The organism is Rhodococcus sp. K11/5, from assembly GCF_055193735.1.
In genome coordinates this window covers 4,052,519-4,071,791 of record NZ_CM143721.1, presented here as the reverse complement: position 1 = coordinate 4,071,791, position 19,273 = coordinate 4,052,519, and the positions used below count along the sequence as shown (strand labels likewise).

Annotated in this window: 13 protein-coding genes and 1 pseudogene; 8 read left to right on the top strand and 6 right to left on the bottom strand. The window is 69.8% G+C overall.

Annotated elements, in window-relative coordinates; translation table 11 throughout:
- Window positions 1–22: 22 nt before the first annotated feature.
- Window positions 23–1,153, bottom strand: coding sequence for a PorA family protein (locus ACY466_RS19000; protein ID WP_463247879.1), 1,131 nt, complete (start codon window positions 1,151–1,153; stop codon window positions 23–25).
- A gap of 91 nt (window positions 1,154–1,244) precedes the next feature.
- Between ACY466_RS19000 and ACY466_RS18995 the strand changes: the two are divergent.
- A pseudogene (locus ACY466_RS18995) lies at window positions 1,245–2,327 on the top strand (acyltransferase family protein); the annotation flags it as partial.
- Window positions 2,328–2,347: 20 nt separating this feature from the next.
- Here the strand turns inward: ACY466_RS18995 and ACY466_RS18990 are convergent.
- The 3 genes from ACY466_RS18990 to ACY466_RS18980 all read right to left on the bottom strand — a co-directional run bounded on the left by ACY466_RS18990 (window position 2,348) and on the right by ACY466_RS18980 (window position 7,387).
- A complete protein-coding gene (locus ACY466_RS18990) occupies window positions 2,348–6,649 on the bottom strand; it encodes a DUF3367 domain-containing protein (RefSeq protein ID WP_463252362.1) in 4,302 nt (1,433 codons plus the stop codon).
- On the bottom strand, window positions 6,646–6,813 hold the full coding sequence (locus ACY466_RS18985) for a DUF2613 domain-containing protein (protein ID WP_463252361.1): 168 nt from the start codon (window positions 6,811–6,813) through the stop codon (window positions 6,646–6,648). The genes ACY466_RS18990 and ACY466_RS18985 overlap by 4 nt, the downstream gene beginning before the upstream one ends.
- 106 nt (window positions 6,814–6,919) lie before the next feature.
- The gene (locus ACY466_RS18980) at window positions 6,920–7,387 is read right to left on the bottom strand and encodes a universal stress protein (RefSeq protein WP_463247875.1); all 468 of its coding nucleotides are present in this window, start codon (window positions 7,385–7,387) and stop codon (window positions 6,920–6,922) included.
- Window positions 7,388–7,541: 154 nt separating this feature from the next.
- Here ACY466_RS18980 and ACY466_RS18975 point away from each other — a divergent pair, with 154 nt between their 5' ends.
- Entirely contained in the window at window positions 7,542–8,741 is a 1,200-nt protein-coding gene (locus tag ACY466_RS18975; RefSeq protein ID WP_463247871.1) for a glycoside hydrolase family 3 N-terminal domain-containing protein, read from the top strand.
- An 87-nt stretch (window positions 8,742–8,828) separates the two neighbouring features.
- The gene (locus ACY466_RS18970; RefSeq protein ID WP_463247867.1) at window positions 8,829–9,413 is read left to right on the top strand and encodes a TetR/AcrR family transcriptional regulator; all 585 of its coding nucleotides are present in this window, start codon (window positions 8,829–8,831) and stop codon (window positions 9,411–9,413) included.
- Between the two features lie 85 nt (window positions 9,414–9,498).
- Here ACY466_RS18970 and ACY466_RS18965 read toward each other — a convergent pair whose 3' ends face one another.
- Together ACY466_RS18965 and ACY466_RS18960 are read right to left on the bottom strand one after the other, a co-directional pair.
- Complete coding sequence (locus ACY466_RS18965) at window positions 9,499–10,386, bottom strand: MaoC/PaaZ C-terminal domain-containing protein (protein WP_463247863.1); 888 nt, start codon at window positions 10,384–10,386, stop codon at window positions 9,499–9,501.
- 1 nt (window position 10,387) lies between these two features.
- Window positions 10,388–11,734 (bottom strand): 3-oxoacyl-ACP reductase, encoded by a 1,347-nt coding sequence (locus tag ACY466_RS18960; protein ID WP_463247859.1) that lies wholly within the window; start codon window positions 11,732–11,734, stop codon window positions 10,388–10,390.
- 249 nt (window positions 11,735–11,983) lie between these two features.
- On the opposite strand from ACY466_RS18960, the gene ACY466_RS18955 reads away from it, so the two are divergent.
- The 5 genes from ACY466_RS18955 (at window position 11,984) to ACY466_RS18935 (ending at window position 19,270) form a co-directional block, all read left to right on the top strand.
- Entirely contained in the window at window positions 11,984–13,282 is a 1,299-nt protein-coding gene (locus ACY466_RS18955) for an acetyl-CoA C-acetyltransferase (RefSeq protein WP_463247855.1), read from the top strand.
- 365 nt (window positions 13,283–13,647) lie between these two features.
- Complete coding sequence (locus ACY466_RS18950) at window positions 13,648–14,976, top strand: reverse transcriptase family protein (RefSeq protein ID WP_463247850.1); 1,329 nt, start codon at window positions 13,648–13,650, stop codon at window positions 14,974–14,976.
- 259 nt (window positions 14,977–15,235) lie between these two features.
- Window positions 15,236–16,966 (top strand): VanW family protein, encoded by a 1,731-nt coding sequence (locus ACY466_RS18945; RefSeq protein WP_463247847.1) that lies wholly within the window; start codon window positions 15,236–15,238, stop codon window positions 16,964–16,966.
- Between the two features lie 77 nt (window positions 16,967–17,043).
- Window positions 17,044–17,544: a flavin reductase family protein gene (locus ACY466_RS18940; protein ID WP_463247843.1), complete on the top strand. Its 501-nt coding sequence runs from the start codon at window positions 17,044–17,046 to the stop codon at window positions 17,542–17,544.
- A 133-nt stretch (window positions 17,545–17,677) separates the two neighbouring features.
- Window positions 17,678–19,270, top strand: a complete 1,593-nt coding sequence (locus tag ACY466_RS18935; RefSeq protein ID WP_463247839.1) for a carboxyl transferase domain-containing protein — start codon at window positions 17,678–17,680, stop codon at window positions 19,268–19,270.
- Window positions 19,271–19,273 lie beyond the last annotated feature (3 nt).

The following is a 19,273-nucleotide window of genomic DNA, read 5'->3' as shown; positions in this document are numbered from 1 at the left end:
CACGCCGAGGGGCGCCCCGGCGTCAGTCCTTGCGCAGGTTGGTCCGCGGGATCTCTTCGGTCCGATCCTCGGTGCGGTCGTAGTCCGGATCGGTCCGCGGCTGGGCGGCGGTCGCGGCGGGTGCAGGTCCACGGTTCGGGGTGGTGGGACGTGCGGTGCCGCGACCCCGGCCGCCTCGCAGGGAGAGCAGCACTCCGGCCACCAGCGCGATGACGCCGAGGATGCCGGCGACGAGGGGCACGGTGCGGCCGATCAGGGCGAACTGGTCCTTGCCGTCCTGCGCGCGGGCCAGCTGGTTGTCGACGGTGTTCTGGTCGAAGCCGATGAGGGCGCGGACCACGTCGACCTCCGGGGTGCCGGCGCGACGGGCGTAGTACTGGTGCACGTCCTCCTCGCCGCGGACGATCACGCCGGTGACGGGCTCGACGTACACGTTGCGCACGTTCTCGTAGAACCGCGTCATGGTGATCGGGACGTCTCCACCCTCGACGCCCCAGGTGGAGGCGGGAAGGGCGAGCCGGTTGGCCGGGCTGTTCACGACGGTGGACAGGTCCACGGCCGGGATGGTCTGCGTGTAGTGGTAGACCGGGACACCCTGGATCTCGGTCTCCTCCACGAACGTCATGTCGAAGGACTCGCGGGCGACGACGTCGAAGAACGGGTAGGTCTGCTGCTGCGCGTCGAACGGGAACTTGTACTGCAGTCCGGTGTGCTCGACCTCCTGCGCGGGAGCGTCCGACGCGGTCTGGATGGACCCGATGGGCTCCACCGGCATCGACGAGGTGCGGTCGATGGTCACGCGGTCGACGTTGGCGGTGAGGAGGCCGGTGTCGCCCTGGCGGTCGGTGCGGCGCAGCGTCGAACCGGCCTGCAGCGTGATGCGGTCCGCGTCCGAGGGCTCCTCGGTGGTGACGAAGCGCTGCGAGATCAGCGGAACGTCCTCGTCGACCGTCGCGGACCCCGCGGTGAGCGACGCCGAGTCGAGGACCGAGCCGGTTCCGGTGGACACCGAGGTGATCTCGAGATCCAGCGGGGTCTTCTCCAATCGGCCCACCGCGTAGGTGGGGATGAGAAGCGCGATGACCAGGAGGAATGCTCCGAGGCCGATCAATACGAGCGGAAGTGCGCGCCCGAGCGAGGATCGGTTCGCCATGTGATCAATTCCCCCTGTGAGTGGTGAGTGCACCGAACCCTAACAGTCGAGACCGGCGTCGGATCGGTTGTCGTGGTGCAGACTCGACGTCGTGCGCAGGGCCGAGTCGACATCCGGGACGTCCGAGCGGGGTTTCGTCCCCGCGCTCGAGGGCATGCGTGGGCTCGCTGCCCTCGCAGTTCTCCTCACCCACACCGCATTTCAGACTGGCACGACCGAGCTACCCGTGATCGGACACCTTTTCGGCCGCCTGGATCTCGCTGTGGCCGTGTTCTTCTCGCTCTCCGGTTTCCTGCTGTGGCGCCCGCACGCAGCGGCGGCCCGCGGCCTGGCGCCCGCCCCGCCCGTGCGTCGGTACCTGCTCCACCGCGCCGCGCGCATCCTGCCTGCGTACTGGGTGGTGGTCACCGTCGTGTTGCTCCTGCTGCCCGAGGCGGGCGGCGGACTGCGAGTGTGGGTGGCGAACCTGACTCTGGTGCAGGTGTTCGTCCCGCTGACGCTGACCCAGGGCATGACCCAGATGTGGTCGCTGTCGGTGGAGATCGCCTTCTACCTGCTCCTTCCGTTCATCGGCCTGGCGATGGCCGGTCTGCGCGGACACCGAGCTCGATGGCGAGTCACGCTCGTGACGGTGGTGTGCGTGCTCTCGCTGGGGTGGACCTACCTGCCCGTCCCCACCGAGGACGGCGTCAACATCGAGAACTGGCTGCCCGGCTACCTGCCGTGGTTCGGGGTGGGCATGGTGATCGCGGAATGGGCGGTACAGACGAGCACGCAGGGGCGGGCGGTGAACCCACCCGGACGCCTCGCCGCTGCGGTGATCCGTACCGCCGACCACCGACGCCTTCTCCTGCTCGCGGCCGCGGTGTGCTTCGCGCTGTCCGCCACCGAACTCGCCGGGCCGCGGGGACTCGTCACACCCGAACCGTGGCAGTTCGCGGTGCGCATCGCCTTGGGGGCCGTGATCGCGTTCGCGCTGATCGCTCCGCTGGTGCTCGGGGCGGGAGTGCGGGCGCCGTGGCTGTCCTCGCCCCTCGCACTCACCCTGGGACGGTGGTCGTACGGACTCTTCATGTGGCATCTCGCCGTTCTCGCCGTCGTGTTCCCCGTCTTCGGGATCACGCCGTTCTCGGGCGGGTTCGTCGAGGTCACGCTGCTCACCCTCGTGCTGAGCATTCCGGTGGCCGCGGCGAGTTACGCCCTGATCGAAGAACCGGTGCGGTCCGCGGTGCGCCGCGTCGACAGCACCCGCCGCACGTCCGGAGACACGCATCCCCACGCCGCTGCGACGCCGACGGCCGACAACGACAGCAGCGCGAAGAGCTGAACCACGGCGGAGTGACCGATGTACCCGTCCGCGTCGCGCCAGGGTCCGGTGGACAGCAGGGCCGCCGCCACCGACATCCCGATCCCGCCGACGCCCACGAGCACGCGCCCGGCGACCCGAAGGCCGAACCGGTGAGCCACGGCTGCGGACGCCACCGTCAGGGCGACGAGCCACCCCAGCGCCGCGACACCGCCGATCGCCCAGATCGCCGCCGCGACGAGTGCGGCCGCCACGACGGGTGAACGCCGGGTGCGGGTGGGCGTGCTCGCGGGATCCGGTGCCCGACGCCATCGGAAGGCGACGAGCGTCAACGGAATCAGCAACAGCAGCCCCCCGACGATCGCGGCGCGGTACCCGGTGTCCGCCGGGTAGTCGAGCGTCACGGCGCCCGACGTTCCGGCCGGGATCACCCAGCCCTGTTGCCATCCGTTCACCACGATCGGGGTGAGAACCGTGCCGTCGGGCTCGGTGGCGCGCCAGCCGGAGTTGGTGCTCTCCGGCACCACGAGGATGCGGTCCTGCTGCGAACCCGGTACCAGGACTTCCCGATGGTTCTCCGTCCAGGCGTCGGTGGTCACCGGCGTCGGCGACGGGGGCGTCGGAGCGACGGCGGGAACGAGCCCGGCGCGCAGGTGCATGGACGAGACGACAAACGCGTTCCCCGGATCCACCGACACCTCCTGCGGCCCGACCGGCAACGGAATCGGATTCGACACGTTCGCCGAGACCGGAACGTCGCCCGCGCACAGTGTCGCGCGGATCGGGGCATCGGACGCGAGCGCACCCGCGGTGGTGTCGACGGCGGTGCGGACGAGTTGACCGGCGACGGTGATGGTCGGGCCCTGGCTGCAGTCCAGCGTCACCGGTCGGTCGGGGTCGAACGCCGCGACGGTGGACGCACCGGGCGACGAGACCGTCACCTCGGCGAGACCGGGAGCGCGATTCTGCGTGAAACCCAGTGCCGTGCGGTCGAGTACGTCGTCCCAGTCCACGATGGATAGCACGATGCGATCGGTCACGGCCGGCGTGAGCGACACGGCGGTCGACCCCTCGGCGTCGATGTCGCGCACCTGCGGGCCCGTCCCCAGGTTGACCGCCACGCGCGTGGGGTGGGCGGGCAGCGGACCGAGGGACTGGGTCAGCTCGAGGCCGTCGACGAGGGTGGGTTCGGGCAGCTCGAGGGTGACGGTGGGCGCGGTCCCGGCGCGCTGCTCGATGGAACTCTCGGTTGCGGTCCACGACGTGCGGGGGTCTCCGTCGGTCAGCGCGAACGCCGATCCGCGGACGTCGCCCACCTCGGCCGGGCCCCGTGCGCGCGGCCGATCGTCGGCCGATCCGGCGGCGAGCAGGTCCTCCAGAGCCGGGGATTGCCGTGCGCGCAGCCACAATTCGGGAGTGACCGCGGTACCGCGTGGGACGGACAGCGTGCGCTCGAAGGCGTCGAGTTCCTCTGGTTCGAGGGCCAGACCGCCCGAGCAGCGGACGCGATCACCGGTGTCGATGCATCCGGTCCGTCCCGGAAGTTCCTGCGCGAGACTCCACCCCGTGACCTCGACGCCGTCGGCGACCGGCGGGAGATCGGTGTGGTGACGAATCGAGACACCCACCGGGGCGTCGGGATCGGAGTAGTCGGCGACGGAGACGTCGGCCAGGCCGAACTGGGCGCCGGAGGAACCGTCCTCGGTCTGGGTGGCCGTGATGCGGATCGTGGACGTGGTGCCCGCGGGCAGCGAGACGACGACGGGTTCGCCGGGGGTGGTGATGCGCGCCGCCGCGGTACCGACCTCGGTCTCGACCTCCACCCATTTCACCGGGGAGCCGAGAGCGCCGGGGCTGGTACGGAATTGGAGCAGCCCCGACGTGATGGGGGTGTCGAGCTCGAGTTCGAGCCACTGGCCGAGGGACGCCTCGAGGCCGTTGCTGACCCAGCTGGTCGCGAGATCGCCGTCCACGGCGGCCGCGGCCGAGCTGCCGGGCGCCGCGCCACCGAGTTGGGTGGCGTCGCCCGCCGAGGACGACACGGTGACGCGTGCTCCGCTCCAGCGTCCCTGGACCAGGGGTGCGGCCGACACGGGGTAATCGGGCACCGCGTTGAGCGTGCGGCGCGGGTCGTTCGGGGCTCGGATGGCGGAGCTGTGATCGTCCACGGATCCGAAGTCCACCTCCCGATCCACGGGGGTGTCGGTGACCAGGACCTCGTCCGTGGTCAGGCCCGCGGCGCGGGCATCGCCGTCGAGCAGGACCGGTCCGGCGGGCGTCGGGTCGAGTCCGTCCCGTTCCCGGTGGTCGTCGAGTCGGGCGAGGACCTCCGGACCACCCTGGACGCGGGGGACGTCGTCGGCGAACACGGTGTACGGGCCGGCGACCCCGTCGCGCACCGCGTAGATCTCGATCGCCGGGTACGTCGGGCGCAGATCGGAGTCCACCACCACCCCCTCGACGGGCCGCGGTCCGAGGTCCTCGCCGAACGTCGCGACCCGCGTCAGGCCCGGCGACGAGTCGACGGCGCGGTGCGCCAGGGCGGTCCGGGTGGAGCGGGAGGTCTCGGGGTCGAGGTCGTTGCGCATGACGAGATACCCGATGTTCATGCCGCGCAGGGTGTCCGCGAGCCCGGCGGACGGTCGTCCGTTCGCGAGGAGGCGCTGGACGGAGTCGAGAGCTCGGATCGCGCCGGGCGGGACCAGGGGGACCGCGTCGCGCACGGCCCAGGGGGCTCGCGCCAGGGCCTGCAGCGGTTCGTCACGGGTCAGCCCCCACACCTGTGCGGCCAGGGGTGCACCGGGAATCACCAGGGCCCGCGACTGCTCCGGCGCGTCGCCCTGGTTCTCACCCAACCACGCGGCGGCCTCGTCCCAGTACGCGGGCACCTCGTCGTACGCGCCGCTGGGAGCGAGGCGGCCGGTCCACGCCAACGACGTCGACACGGTCAGGGCGACCAGGATCAGCGCGGCGAACGCCATGATCGGTTCGCGCTCGGGATGGGCGACCGCCCGACGCCAGCGAGGGCGCGGAACGGACCCGGGCAGCGGGACCTGCGCCAGCAGGTGCGCGAGTCCCAACACCAGCGGAAGACGCACCAGCGGTTCGAGTTTGTGCACGTTGCGCAGGGGAGCGCCGACGCCGTCGAGGAACACGCGCACCGATTCGGAGACGGGCGACGCCAGACCGCCCACGTAGCCGATGGACATGCCCACGACTCCGACGAACAGCACGAGCGCGAGACGCCCCCGCGCGGGCATGGCCTTCATGCACAGACCCGCCAGGCCCGCCGCGGCCACGACGCCGGTGGTGATCACGGCCGCCGGCTGGGTCACCACGACCGCGCCGGCGATGCGTTCCGGCGAGACGAACGGGGTCCAGCTGCTGGTCCCGCGCAGGATCTCCGTCAGCGAGGTCCACTGCGTGGTGGTGCCGGAGGACTCGATGTAGTCGAGGAACGGGGGACTCACGCCGCCCAGGATGAGGAGCGGGACGATCCACCACGCGGTGGCGAGGACGAGCGATCCGATCCACCACAGCGTGAACCGCCGCCACCGGCCGTCGGGTCGGTGCGCCAGCCACCACAGCACCGCGACCCCGGTGGCGGCCGCGGTGGCGACGGCGTTGACCGCACCCATCGCCGCCACCGCCACCGCGGACCGGGCCGCGGCGGCGGGGACGGACACCGATCGGCCGGAGAAGACGCGGACCAGGGGAAGCAGTACCCAGGGAGCCAGCATCATCGGCAGCGATTCCGAGCTGATCGATCCCAGGGTGGTGAGCACCCGCGGCGCCAACACGAAGGCGAGGCCGGCGACGACGCGTGATCCGCGGCTACCGACGTCGAGGGCCTCGCACAGCCGCACGATGCCCCAGAAGCCGAGGAAGAGCAGCAGTGCCCACCACAACCGCTGAGTGATCCACGGCGGCAACGAGATCAGGTCGCCCACTGCGAAGAACGCGCCGTGCGGGAAGAAGTACCCGTAGGCCTGGTTCTGCACCTGGCCCAGCGGCGCGGCGGTCGTCCACAGGTGCGAGGCCCGCGACAGGAAGCCGAGGGGGTTCTCGGTCAGGTCGTACTTGGTGTCCGCGACCACCAGGCCGGGTGCCTGGACGAACGCGAGGACCAGGGCAAGGGCGGCCGACCAGAGGCGCCACCGGTTGCCCAGGGGCGCTCGATCCGTTGTCAGCGGCTGCCGTACTCGACCTGGTTCAGCAGGGAGGAATCGGCGGTGCCGGAACGATCGATCTCGGGACGAGCGTTCGACGACGCGGCGGCGACTCCACCGAAGACGACGACGGCTCCGAGAACCGCGCCCGCGGCGGCACTGATGACGGCGGGAACTACGTTCATCGAAAATCTCCAGTCGACTGATCGGCGTGCGGACGCACACGGCGGACGAACGACGAACGCTCGCGCGCTACGAACCTATCACCACGAGCGTGCGGGCGAGGGCGGCTCAGCGTCCCGGCGGCACGATGAGCACCGGCCGATGGCTGTGCTTGAGCACGAGCTCGGCCACGGACGACTGCAGGAGGGATCGCAGCCCCGTTCGCCCGCGGGTGCCGGTGACGATGATGTCCGCGTTCACCTCGTCCGCGATGTCGACGATGGTGGTCCAGATGGCGGAGTGCGACTCGGCGCAGCGGCCGTCCGCGTTGATGCCTACGCGCTTGGCGAGTTCGAGTCCGTCGCTGTTGGTGGACTTGGCGTCGAGCATGGCGATGTCCTCGACCTGATCGTCCGGCAGCCATTCCGGGGCCATGACCCCGGAGAGTCCGGACATGCGAGCGGCCTGGCGCACCATCGGCTCCCAGGCGGTGACGACGATCGCGCGCTCGGCCTGCAGGAAACGCCCGGCATACTCCACCGCGCGCCGCGCGTTGTCGGAACCGTCGTACGCGATCAACATGACGTCGCAGGACATGGCGCTCTCCCCGGGGTAGGCGGGTGGTGCAGCAACAGTGCGGTTGGTGCAGCAATAGTAACGTCGGTCACGCCCTGGCGGCGGCGTCGAGCGATAACGATTCGGTTCCTCCCGCACCGGCAGGGGAAGGTTCGCCCCTGTACGGTGGGATGCCATGCCCTCGTCTTCCCGACACCCTTCTCGTTCCGTCATCGCGGTGGTCGTCGCCGCCTGTGCGGCGGTGACGGTCTCGTGCGGCTCGGCCGAACCCGAACCGACGTCGACGACGGCGTCCGCGCCCGCAACGGCGGGCACGCCCTCCTCCGCGCTGGCGCCGCCGCCGGCGCCCGCGCCCGCACCCGCCGTCGACGCGTGCGCGTCGTACCTGGCACCGATGTCCCTGCGAGCGAAGCTCGCTCAATTGCTCACCGTCGGCATCACCGGGACCGAGGACGCGCAGCAGATCGTCGCGGCGGAAGGGATCGGCGGCATCTTCGTCGGGAGCTGGACCGACGAGACGATGCTGACCGACGGCGGAGTCTCACGCGTACAGCAGAACTCGACCGTTCCCCTGATGGTCACCATCGACGAGGAGGGTGGCCGCGTCTCGCGCGTCGCGAACATACTCGGCGCCGACCCGTCGGCACGGGAAGCCGCCGCGACGATGACGGTGGACGAGGTCTACGCGATGGCCCTCGAACGAGGCCGCGGTCTCGCGGATCTCGGTATCACCGTCGACTTCGCCCCCGTGGTCGACGTGAGCAGCCAACCCGACGATTCCGTGATCGGCGATCGCTCCTTCTCCGACGATCCTCAGCGGGTCGTGGAGTACGCCGGCGCGTACGCGAACGGGCTTCGCGACGCGGGAATCCTGCCCGTGATCAAGCACTTCCCCGGTCACGGATCGGGCTCCGGTGACTCGCACACCGGAGCGGTCTCGACGCCCCCGCTCGACGCACTGCAGGAGCGCGACCTGGTTCCGTACCGGGCGCTCGTCACCAGTGGAGTCGGCGCGATGATGGGCCACCTGGATGTTCCCGGACTGACCACCGAGGGCGTCCCCGCCAGCATCAGTCCGGAGGCGATCGCTCTGCTGCGCAACGGAACCGGCTACGGCGCCCCCGCGTTCGACGGGCCGATCTTCACCGACGACCTGTCCGGTATGGAGGCCATCACCTCGCGTCTGGGCATCGAGCAGGCGGTGGAGGCCGCGCTCGTCGCCGGTGCGGACGTGGCCCTGTGGCTCACCACCGACGACGTCCCTCGCGTGCTCGACCACCTCGAGGGCGTCGTGGCGTCGGGCGAGCTTCCGGAAGCCGACGTGGACGACGCGGCCCGGACCGTGCTCCGCGCCAAGAACGTCGGCGGTTGCTGACCGCCCCGCTCCACGCGTCGGAGCAGGGTATTTCGGTTGTCGTACAGTTGATGGCGTCCGTGTTCGCTGCTGCCCCGGGAGGTGTCGATGGCCGGAGGTACCAAGAGGCTGCCTCGCGCCGTCCGTGAGCAGCAGATGCTCGACGCTGCCGTCGAGGTGTTCTCGGAGAACGGTTTTCACAACACCTCGATGGACTCGATCGCTGCCCGCGCGGCGATCTCCAAGCCGATGCTCTACCTCTACTACGGCAGCAAGGACGAACTGTTCGCCGCGTGCATCCACCGCGAGGGACTGAAGTTCGTCGAGGCGATGACCCCGGCCGGGGATCCCTCGCTCGCTCCCCGAGAACAACTGCGCCTCGCGTTGCACGGGTTCCTGACGTTCGTCGACGAGCACCGCTCGTCGTGGATGGTCATGTATCGCCAGGCCATGGGTCGGCAGGCGTTCGCGGGCCAGGTGCAGAGCAGCCGTGACCTGCTGATCGATCTCACCGCGTCGCTGCTCGAGACCAGCAGCAAGGATCCGCACACTTCGCAGGACTTCGCGCTGATGGCGGTCGCGCTCGTCGGGGCGGGCGAGGCCGTGGCCGACCGCGTCGCCGGCGGCGAGGTGAACGTGACCGACGCGGTGACGTTGCTGGAGAACCTGGCGTGGCGGGGTCTGCGGGCCTGACCCACTCGGTGCCGGGCCGTGAACCGGCGTGCGAACCGGCGCGCCCCCACCTGCTCGGGACGCGCCGGTTCGGCGATGTCGATGCCTAGCGCAGAGTCCCCGTCAGGTGCGGGTAACCCTTCTTCGGATGCTTCAGCGACAGATCCCATCCGGAATCGGCGTCGCTTCCGGCCCGCTCGGCGTACACGTTGACCGTCGACGGCAGCAGGATCGGCTTGCCGAACTTCACCGAGTAGGTGACGCGGTCGGCGATCTTTCCGTCGACCGCGGAGAGCGCGGCCGCGGCGGACCACATGCCGTGCGCGATGGTGCGGGGGAATCCGAACGCCTTCGCGCCCAACGACGAGACGTGGATCGGGTTACGGTCGCCGGACACCGCCGCGTACCGGGAGATGGTCTTCTCGTCAGCGCGCAGTGTGGAGGTCGGCGGCGGCGGTACCTCGTCGGCCGGCGCCGGCTCCTTCGGACCACCCGAGAGGGAGGTCTTCTGCAGGCCCAGGAACGTGGAGGTCTGGCGCCACACCAGTTCTCGCCCGACGTTGACCTCGCTGACCAGATCCACGAGGAGACCCTTGCGGTGCTCGCGAAGGTTCTCCGCGTGAACCGCGAAGTCGAGCGGTTCCGAGACCGAGATCGGCCGGAAGCTCTCGATCACGTTCTCCGCGTGCACCGATCCCATGGCGGGGTAGGGAAACGCCTTGTCCACCATCAGTGACATCACGGTCGGGAACAGCAACGTGAACGGGTAGGTGATGGGAAGCGTGTCGCCGAACCGCAACCCGGTCACCCGGGCGTACCGCGCGAGGTTCTCCCGATCGATGCGGTTGTTGCGGAGCGCCAGCGTGTGCCCGGGCACCGAGGTGCCGGACTTCTGCGCACCGATTCCGGGAATGGGCAACGAGCCCAGCGCGGCGCGGGTGTAGACGTCCCTGATCTTCGGCGGTGCGTCGAGAGTGACTGTGCGCGAGGCCATGTCAGGCCCCCAGCAAGGACTGGCCGCAGACCCGGACGACCTGTCCGGTCACGGCGTTGGACGCCGGTCCCGCGAAGTACGCGATGGTCTCGGCGACATCGACGGTCTCGCCACCCTGCAGCAGTGAGCTCATCCGGCGGCCGGCCTCGCGGGTGGCGAACGGGATGGCGGCCGTCATGGCGGTCTCGATGAAACCGGGGGCGACGGCGTTGATCGTGATGTTCTTCTTCGCCAGCACGGGTGCCTCGGCGTGAACCAGGCCGATCACTCCGGCCTTCGAGGTGCCGTAGTTGGTCTGCCCGCGGTTTCCGGCGATACCGGCGATCGAGGAGACGTCGACCACGCGTCCGCCCTCCTTCAGGGTGCCGGACTCCACGAGCGACGAGGTGATCCGGTGCGGTGCAGCGAGATTGACGGCGATGACCGAGTTCCACCGGGCGTCGTCCATGTTGGCGAGGGTCTTGTCCCGCGTGATGCCGGCGTTGTGGACGATGATGTCGAGCCCGCCGTGACGTTCCTTCACGTGCTTGGCGATGACGTCGGCGGCGTCGGGCGAGGTCACGTCGAGAGCGAGGGACGTTCCCCCGACCTTGTTGGCCGTGGCCGACAGCGCCTCGCCGGCGGCGGGGATGTCCGCACAGATGACATGCGCTCCGTCACGCGAGAGGACCTCGGCGATGGTGGCACCGATGCCGCGGGCCGCGCCGGTGACGACGGCGACCTTGCCCTCGAGCGGGCGGTCCCAGGATGCGGGGGGCGTCGAGGACTCGGATCCGACCGCGATGACCTGACCGCTCACGAACGCCGACTTCGCGGACAGCAGGAAGCGGAGGGTGGACTCGACTCCGGACAGGTCGGGCGCGGCATCGGGAGAGACGTAGACCAACTGTGCGGTCGCGCCGCGACGGACCTCCTTGCCGACGCTGCGGGTGAATCCTTCGAGCGCCCGCTGCGCGATGTGCTCGTCGACGCCGGAGGTCTCCTCGGGGGTGGTGCCGAGGACGACGACGCGAGCCGACGGGGCCAGCTTCTTGACGACGGGCTGGAAGAACGTGAACAGCTCCTCGAGCCCCTCGACGTTCGTGATGCCGGTGGCGTCGAAGACCAGGGCGCCGTACGAGTCGTCGTGCGGTTCGGCGGCCGGGTAGTCCGAGAGCAGGACGCGCAGCGGCTCGACCAGTCGGCCGGATCCGCCGATCAGCACCGGGCCGGGGAGCGCGGGCTCACCCGCCTTGTAGCGCCGCAGGTTCTCGGGCTTCGGCAGTCCCGCCTGTTTGGCGATGAACGCGCCGGGCGCGGACGAGAGGAACTGCGAGTAGATGTCGGGGGCTCCCTTGGAGGCTGCCATCTTCCTACCTTCTGCGATCGAGGATGCGTGCTGTCTGGTTGGTGCGCGCCGAGATCTCGTTCGTCGACGATCTCGACATCGGCGGTGACCCGAGGGGACAGCCGAGCGGTATCGACAAGTAACTTACTCGTGAGTAAGAATAGAGTCCACGACGAGGTGCCCCCTAGTGTTTCACCACGGGCCGGGCTCTCGCACGAACCAGCCCGACCCGCTCGACCCCATCCGACTGCGCCCAGGGAGAACATCGAAGTGACCAGCAATCAGAAGCGTCCCGTCGCGATTCTCGGTGGCAACCGGATCCCGTTCGCCAGGTCCAACAAGGTGTACGCCGACGCCTCGAACCAGGACATGCTCACCGCCGCCGTGGACGGGCTCGTGAGCCGGTTCAACCTGCAGGGCGAGCGACTCGGCCTCGTGGCCGGTGGCGCCGTTCTCAAGCACAGCCGCGACTTCAACCTCACCCGCGAGGTGGTTCTGGGCAGCGCGCTGAGTCCCTACACGCCGGCCTTCGACCTTCAGCAGGCGTGCGGAACGAGCATGCAGACCGTGATCGCCGTCGGCGACGCCATCGCGTCCGGGCGAATCGACGCGGGTATCGGCAGCGGCGTCGACACCACGTCCGATGCCCCCATCAGCGTCAACAACGAGCTGCGCGAGTTCCTCCTCACGCTCAACCGAGCGAAGAGCACGGCCGACCGGGTCAAGCTGCTCGCCAACGTGCGTCCGTCCATGCTGGGCATCGAGATCCCCCGCAACGGCGAGCCGCGCACCGGCAAGTCGATGGGTGATCACGCCGCCATCACGGCCAAGGAGTTCGGGGTCCGCCGTGAGGACCAGGACGCCCTGGCCGCCGCGAGCCACCAGAACATGGCCGCGGCCTACGACCGCGGGTTCTTCGACGACCTGGTGACTCCGTTCCTCGGCCTGACCCGTGACGACAACCTGCGTCCCGACTCCACCGCGGAGAAGCTCGCCAAGCTCAAGCCCGTCTTCGGCGTCTCCCTCGGCGACGCCACCATGACGGCCGGTAACTCCACCCCGCTCACGGACGGTGCCTCCGCGGTACTGCTGTCGTCGGACGAGTGGGCCTCGGAGCACAACCTGCCGGTGCTCGCGCACCTCGTGGACTCCGAGTTCGCCGCGGTCGACTACATCCACGGCAACGCGTCGTACAAGGACGGCCTGCTCATGGCGCCGACCTACGCCATCCCGCGCCTGCTCGAGCGCAACGGCCTGACGCTGCAGGATTTCGACTACTACGAGATCCACGAGGCGTTCGCCTCCGTCGTGTTGGCGACGCTGCAGGCCTTCGAGTCCGACGCGTACTGCAAGGAGCGGCTCGGCCTCGACGGCGCGTTGGGCGCGATCGACCGCAGCAAGCTCAATGTCAACGGCTCCTCCCTCGCGGCGGGTCACCCGTTCGCCGCGACCGGTGGTCGTGTCGTGGCCACGCTCGCGAAGATGCTGGCCGAGAAGGGTTCCGGCCGCGGCCTGATCTCCATCTGCGCGGCCGGTGGCCAGGGCATCACCGCCATCGTGGAGGCCTGAGCCGACCGTTCGACCAGGACACGAACTACGGGGGATCCGGCATCGAGGGGTTGCCGGGTCCCCCGGTTTTCGTCGGTTCCCGGGTTCCCGGGTCCGTGTCGGTTGCCGGGTTCCCGGGTCTTTGTCAGAGTGGCCGGATGCAGCGGTGTCGGGGCGAGAGCGGACCGATCGTTCTGCGATCGGACCACCTCGGGGGCAACCCCCGGGAGCGCAATCGGAATCGAGCACTGCGTCCGCCGCGCGTCTGCACGCTCCGCGTGCTCGTGCGCGACGAGAACGAGAGAATTCGGTCGCCCCGGCCCGCTGCTCTGGTCGCCGAAGCTGCTGTGGTCGACGACGCCGCACCGATTCCGACGGCCGTCTGAGTGCCGGAATCCTGGAACGCTCTGATCCCGCGGATCGCACCACGGTTGGTCGGTGCCGTCTGGACCCGCTCGGCATTGGAGGAGTTGCTCACTCCCTACGAGCGATCCGTCGACATCTACGCGCTGGCCGTGCGCCTCCTCGACGCGCTGCCGGTGCCGCCGTACCGCGAGGACGTCGCCCGACGCGTCCTCACCGACCTCGGCTTCCCGGGCGAGCCGTACGTTCCCCCGATCGTGGTGACCCCGCCCCCGCCCGAATCGTTCGCGTGGCGATTCGACGTACCCCGCATCGCCTCCGTTGCCGATCTCGCCGCCGCTCTGAACGTGACGGTCTCGGAACTCGACTGGTTCGCCGACCTCGGTGGATGGTTGCGCCGCACACTCCGGCAGCCCGCAACCCGGCGCCCCACGACCCCGCACCCTGCAACCCCGCGCCCCGGCCACCCCTCGACACCGCTGCGGCATTACCGCGCCGTGGAGGTTCCCAAGCGGCACGGAGTCCGGATCCTCGAGGTACCGAAGCCGCGTCTTCGCGAGATACAGCGCACCGTCGTCCGACGGATTCTCGACCGCATTCCCCCGCACGACGCGGCCCACGGATTCCGCCGCGGTCACAGCGCCGTCACGTTCGCCCGGCCGCACGAGCGGGCGGACGTGGTGGTGCGCATCGATCTCGCCGACTTCTTCCCCTCGATCACGCGCGCTCGCGTGACCGCGGTGTTCGCCGCGTGCGGCTACCCGCCGGCCGTGGCGGGTCTGCTCGCCGGGATCTCAACGACGGCGATGCCCGTCGACGAGTGCGCCCGCCTTCCGGTCGAGTCGGCGATGCTGCTGCGCACTCCGCACCTTCCGCAGGGAGCGCCCACGTCTCCGGCCCTGGCGAACCTCGTCGCGCGAGGCCTCGACCGCCGCGTCGCCGGGTACGCCCGAAGCCGCGGCGTCGTCTACACGCGGTACGCCGACGATCTCGCGCTGTCGGGACACGCATCGGTCGACGTGGCCCGGATGATCGCGGCGATCGGCCACATCGCCCGCGACGAGGGCTTCGCCGTGAACCACGACAAGACCCTGATCCGACGGTCGCACCGTCGCCAGTGTCTGGCGGGCCTCGTGGTCAACGAGTCCGCCGCGGTCCCGCGGGAGACGTACGACGCGCTGCGGGCCCTGCTGCACAACTGCGCCCGCACCGGAGCGTCTTCGCAGAACCGGGAGGGTCGCGAGAACTTTCGCGAGTACGTGTTCGGACTGATCGCGTGGGTCGGGGAATCGAGCGCGTCTCGGCGGCGGCAGTTGTGGGCGTTGGCTGCGGCCGTCGACTGGGACGCGTGACGGCCCGGAACAGATAACGATTTCCGAACATTCACCAACGACTTTCCTATTGGCTGTAACAACCACCAAAGGGCCGCGATACTCGGGGTGGCTCCACATCGCTGCCCGACCCCCGACCCGGCAGAGGTGTGGAGCCGCTCACGTTTCGCCCGCCGGTTCGGACCGTCGACGGCTGCCGTCATGCGCCGCCCTGCATGGGTCTCGGTAGGCTCGACCGGCAGACCATCGGATACGACGCATCAACACGCAGGGGGAATCGGTGACCGAGCACGATCCGCAGAGTGCTTCGAACGGAGCACCGCACGCGGAGGGCCGCGCGCGGCCGTGGCGCCCGGTGGCCATCGCGGTGGCGGCGATCCTCGCCGTCGGCGTGGTTCTCTACGCCGCCGACTGGTTCACCTCCTCCGATCGAGTGCCCCGTGGTGTCACCGTGGCCGGCGTCGCCGTCGGTGGTCAGACGTCCGGGGACGCCGAGGCGACGCTGCGTGAGGAGCTCGGTCCCCGCGCCGAGCAGCCGATCGCCGTGCGGGCCGACGACGCGTCGGCGGAGATCGTGCCGGCACAGGCCGGCCTGGGCATCGACTGGAGCGCGACGCTGGACCGCGCCGGTGCCCAGCCGTTGTCGCCGATCACTCGGCTGACCTCGTTCTTCGACACCCGCGAGATCGGCATCGTGTCCACCGTCGACGAGCCCGCGCTGACCGCGGCCGTGGACGGCCTTCGCCCGGTGGTGGACCGCGCACCCGTCGAGGGCGACGTCGTGATCGACGAGGCCGGGGCCCGGGCCGTGGAGCCTCTCGCCGGCCGGGACCTCGACGCCGAGGGGGCCGCGACCGCGCTCGAGCGCGACTGGGCGTCCGGAACCACCGTCGAACTGCCCTTCACCGAGATCCCGGTGACCGTGACCGGTGACGGCGTGCAGTCCGCCCTGACCGAGGTTGCCCAGCCCGCGGTGTCGGCGCCGGTGACCGTGACCGGGGACGACGGCGTCGCCGCGACCCTTCCACCCGAGCGGGTGGGCGAGGTGCTGCGCTTCGAGCCGGACGGGGACGGCGGCTTGCGTCCCGAGTACGACGTCGAGGTCGCGACCGCGATCCTCGGCCCCCAGCTCGAATCCACCGAGACCCGCTCGGTCGACGCTCGATTCGATTTCTCGTCGGGCTCGCCGACCGTTGTTCCCTCGGTGCCGGGCAACACGGTCCAGTGGCCCGAGACTCTGGAGACGTTGCCGGACCTTCTGCTGGCGACCGGTGACGCGCGGGCGGTCCCGGCGATCTACGGTTCGCAGCCGGCCGGGCTGACCACGGAGGACGCACAGGCACTCGGTATCCGCGAGGTCATCGGCGAGTTCACCTCGGGCGGCTTCGAGTACGCGTCGGGTGTGAACATCGGGTTGACCGCGGACATCGTGAACGGTGCCGTCGTGCGACCCGGCGAGACGTTCTCGCTGAACGGCTACACCGGCCCCCGCGGCACCTCCCGTGGATTCGTCGAGTCCGGGATCATCGACAACGGCCGTCCGGATCGGGCGGTCGGCGGCGGCATCAGCCAGTTCGCCACCACGCTCTACAACGCGGGCTACTTCGCCGGCATGGAAGACGTGGAGCACACCGAACACAGCTACTACATCAGCCGGTACCCCGAGGCTCGGGAGGCGACCGTCTTCGAGGGCGCGATCGACCTGAAGTTCCGCAACAACGCCGACACCGGAGTGGTCGTCCAGTCGTTCGCAGACTCGTCACAGGTGACGGTGCGCTTGTGGGGGACCAAGACGGTCGACGTGGAGTCGGTGACCGGCTCGCGCAGCAGGCCGACGCAGCCGGAGACCGTGCGGCTGCCGGAGGGTGATGACTGCATCGCCTCCAGCGGGGCGCCCGGGTTCACCACGAGTGACACCCGGATCATTCGTGATGCCCAGACGGGCGAGGAGATCTCACGCAACACCCGCACCGTCCGCTACGACCCGGTGCCCATCGTTCGGTGTGAGTGACGCCGGTCGAGATCCACGCCGGTCGCGATCCACACAGCCGGTGGCGGGGCTCCCGGCCGACGGCCTACCGTTGAGTCATGACTTCGACTCCGTCACCGCTCGACAGTGCCACCCTCCGCGAGGCGTACGGAACGTTCCCCAGCGGCGTCGTCGCCGTCGCGGCCAGGATCGACGGTGAGCGAGTGGGTCTGGCGGTGAGCAGTTTCGTCGCGGTCTCCATCGATCCACCGCTGGTCGCGTTCTGCATCCAGAACACGTCGTCGACGTGGCCGAAGTTCGCCGAGGTCACGAACATCGGGATCAGCGTGCTGGGTGAGGCCCACGACGTCGCCGCACGCTCGCTCGCCGCGAAGACCGGCGATCGGTTCGCCGGGTTGACCACCGAGACCACCGAGGGTGGCGCGGTCTTCATCGACGGTGCCTCGGCGTGGTTGGACACCAGCGTCCACCAGGAGATTCCCGCGGGAGATCACGCGCTGGTCCTGCTGAAGATCAACGCGCTGACCGTCCACACGGGCGTCGCGCCCATCGTCTTCCAGGGGAGCCGCTTCCGGCGGTTGTTGCAGGAAAACGCCTGACCCTCCCGTTTCCGACGCGTCGTCGGTGATCGTCGTCGGCCGTTCGTGGACTTTCGGTTAATCATCACTTACTGTTTTCGGTTAGTGGTGATTAACTCCACGGCGTGCAGGACGACGGACACGAGGTGGCGCGATGACGGAGACCGTGGCGGAGAAGGTTCCGACCGACAACCGAGAGCACCACCGGGCTCTCGTGGCCCGGCTGCGGACCGAACTGGACACCGCCGCCCGCGGTGGCAGCGAGGCCGCCCGTGACCGCCACGTCGCCCGCGGGAAGCTGTTGCCGCGCGAGCGCGTCGACGCCCTGCTCGACGACGGCAGCCCGTTCCTGGACATCGCCCCGCTCGCCGCCCACGGCATGTACGACGGAGCGTCGCCCGGCGCGGGCGTGATCGCCGGAATCGGCCGGGTCGCCGGACGCGAGGTTATGATCGTGGCCAACGACGCCACGGTCAAGGGCGGCACCTACTACCCGATGACGGTCAAGAAGCACCTGCGCGCGCAGGAGATCGCGCTGCAGAACCGGCTGCCCTGCATCTACCTCGTCGACTCGGGCGGGGCGTTCCTGCCCATGCAGGACGAGGTGTTCCCCGACCGCGATCACTTCGGCCGCATCTTCTTCAACCAGGCGACCATGAGCGCGAAGGGCATCGCCCAGATCGCCGCCGTGCTCGGCTCGTGCACCGCGGGTGGTGCCTACGTCCCGGCGATGAGCGACGAGGCCGTCATCGTCCGGAACCAGGGCACGATCTTCCTGGGCGGGCCTCCACTGGTGAAGGCCGCAACCGGTGAGGTGGTGAGCGCCGAGGACCTCGGTGGCGGTGATCTGCACTCCAAGGTCTCGGGCGTCACCGACCATCTCGCCTCCGACGATCGCGACGCCCTGCGTCGGGTCCGGGCCATCGTGGGCACGCTCGGCCCGCGGACCCCGCGGCCGTGGGACGTGGCACCGACCGAGCCCCCGCACGGGGAGGCGACCGAGTTGTACGACGTGGTTCCCACCGACCCTCGAATTCCGTACGACGTGCGCGGTGTCATCACCCGCCTCGTCGACGGCGGCCGGGTGGACGAGTTCAAATCCGAGTACGGCACCACCCTGGTCACGGCCTTCGCACACCTGCACGGCCACCCGGTGGGCATCGTGGCCAACAACGGCGTGCTCTTCGGTGAATCCGCCGTCAAGGGAGCGCATTTCATCGAACTGTGCGACAAGCGCAGCATCCCGCTGATCTTCCTGCAGAACATCACCGGCTTCATGGTCGGCCGCGAGTACGAGGCCGGGGGCATCGCCAAGCACGGCGCCAAGATGGTCACCGCCGTGGCGTGTGCGCGGGTTCCCAAGCTCACGGTGGTGATCGGCGGCTCGTACGGCGCCGGCAACTACAGCATGTGCGGACGCGCGTATTCGCCACGCTTCCTGTGGATGTGGCCGAACGCGCGCATCTCGGTCATGGGCGGCGAGCAGGCGGCCTCGGTGCTGGCCACCGTGCGCAGCGACCAGCTCGACGCCGGTGGTAACGAATGGTCGGACGAGGATCAGGAGTCGTTCAAGGAGCCCATCCGGCGCCAGTACGAGGAGCAGGGCAACCCCTACCACTCGACCGCTCGGCTGTGGGACGACGGCATCATCGATCCCGCCGACACCAGAACTGTTCTCGGACTGGCTCTCTCGGTGTGCGCGAACGCGCCGCTGGAGCCGGTTTCCTACGGCGTCTTCAGGATGTGACCG

Coding starts and splice junctions, on each gene's coding strand:
- ACY466_RS19000 (WP_463247879.1), bottom strand. CDS start 1,153: ATGGCGAACCGATCCTCGCTCGGGCGCGCACTTCCGCTCGTATTGATC.
- ACY466_RS18985 (WP_463252361.1), bottom strand. CDS start 6,813: ATGAACGTAGTTCCCGCCGTCATCAGTGCCGCCGCGGGCGCGGTTCTC.
- ACY466_RS18980 (WP_463247875.1), bottom strand. CDS start 7,387: ATGTCCTGCGACGTCATGTTGATCGCGTACGACGGTTCCGACAACGCG.
- ACY466_RS18975 (WP_463247871.1), top strand. CDS start 7,542: ATGCCCTCGTCTTCCCGACACCCTTCTCGTTCCGTCATCGCGGTGGTC.
- ACY466_RS18970 (WP_463247867.1), top strand. CDS start 8,829: ATGGCCGGAGGTACCAAGAGGCTGCCTCGCGCCGTCCGTGAGCAGCAG.
- ACY466_RS18965 (WP_463247863.1), bottom strand. CDS start 10,386: ATGGCCTCGCGCACAGTCACTCTCGACGCACCGCCGAAGATCAGGGAC.
- ACY466_RS18960 (WP_463247859.1), bottom strand. CDS start 11,734: ATGGCAGCCTCCAAGGGAGCCCCCGACATCTACTCGCAGTTCCTCTCG.
- ACY466_RS18940 (WP_463247843.1), top strand. CDS start 17,044: ATGACTTCGACTCCGTCACCGCTCGACAGTGCCACCCTCCGCGAGGCG.
- ACY466_RS18935 (WP_463247839.1), top strand. CDS start 17,678: ATGACGGAGACCGTGGCGGAGAAGGTTCCGACCGACAACCGAGAGCAC.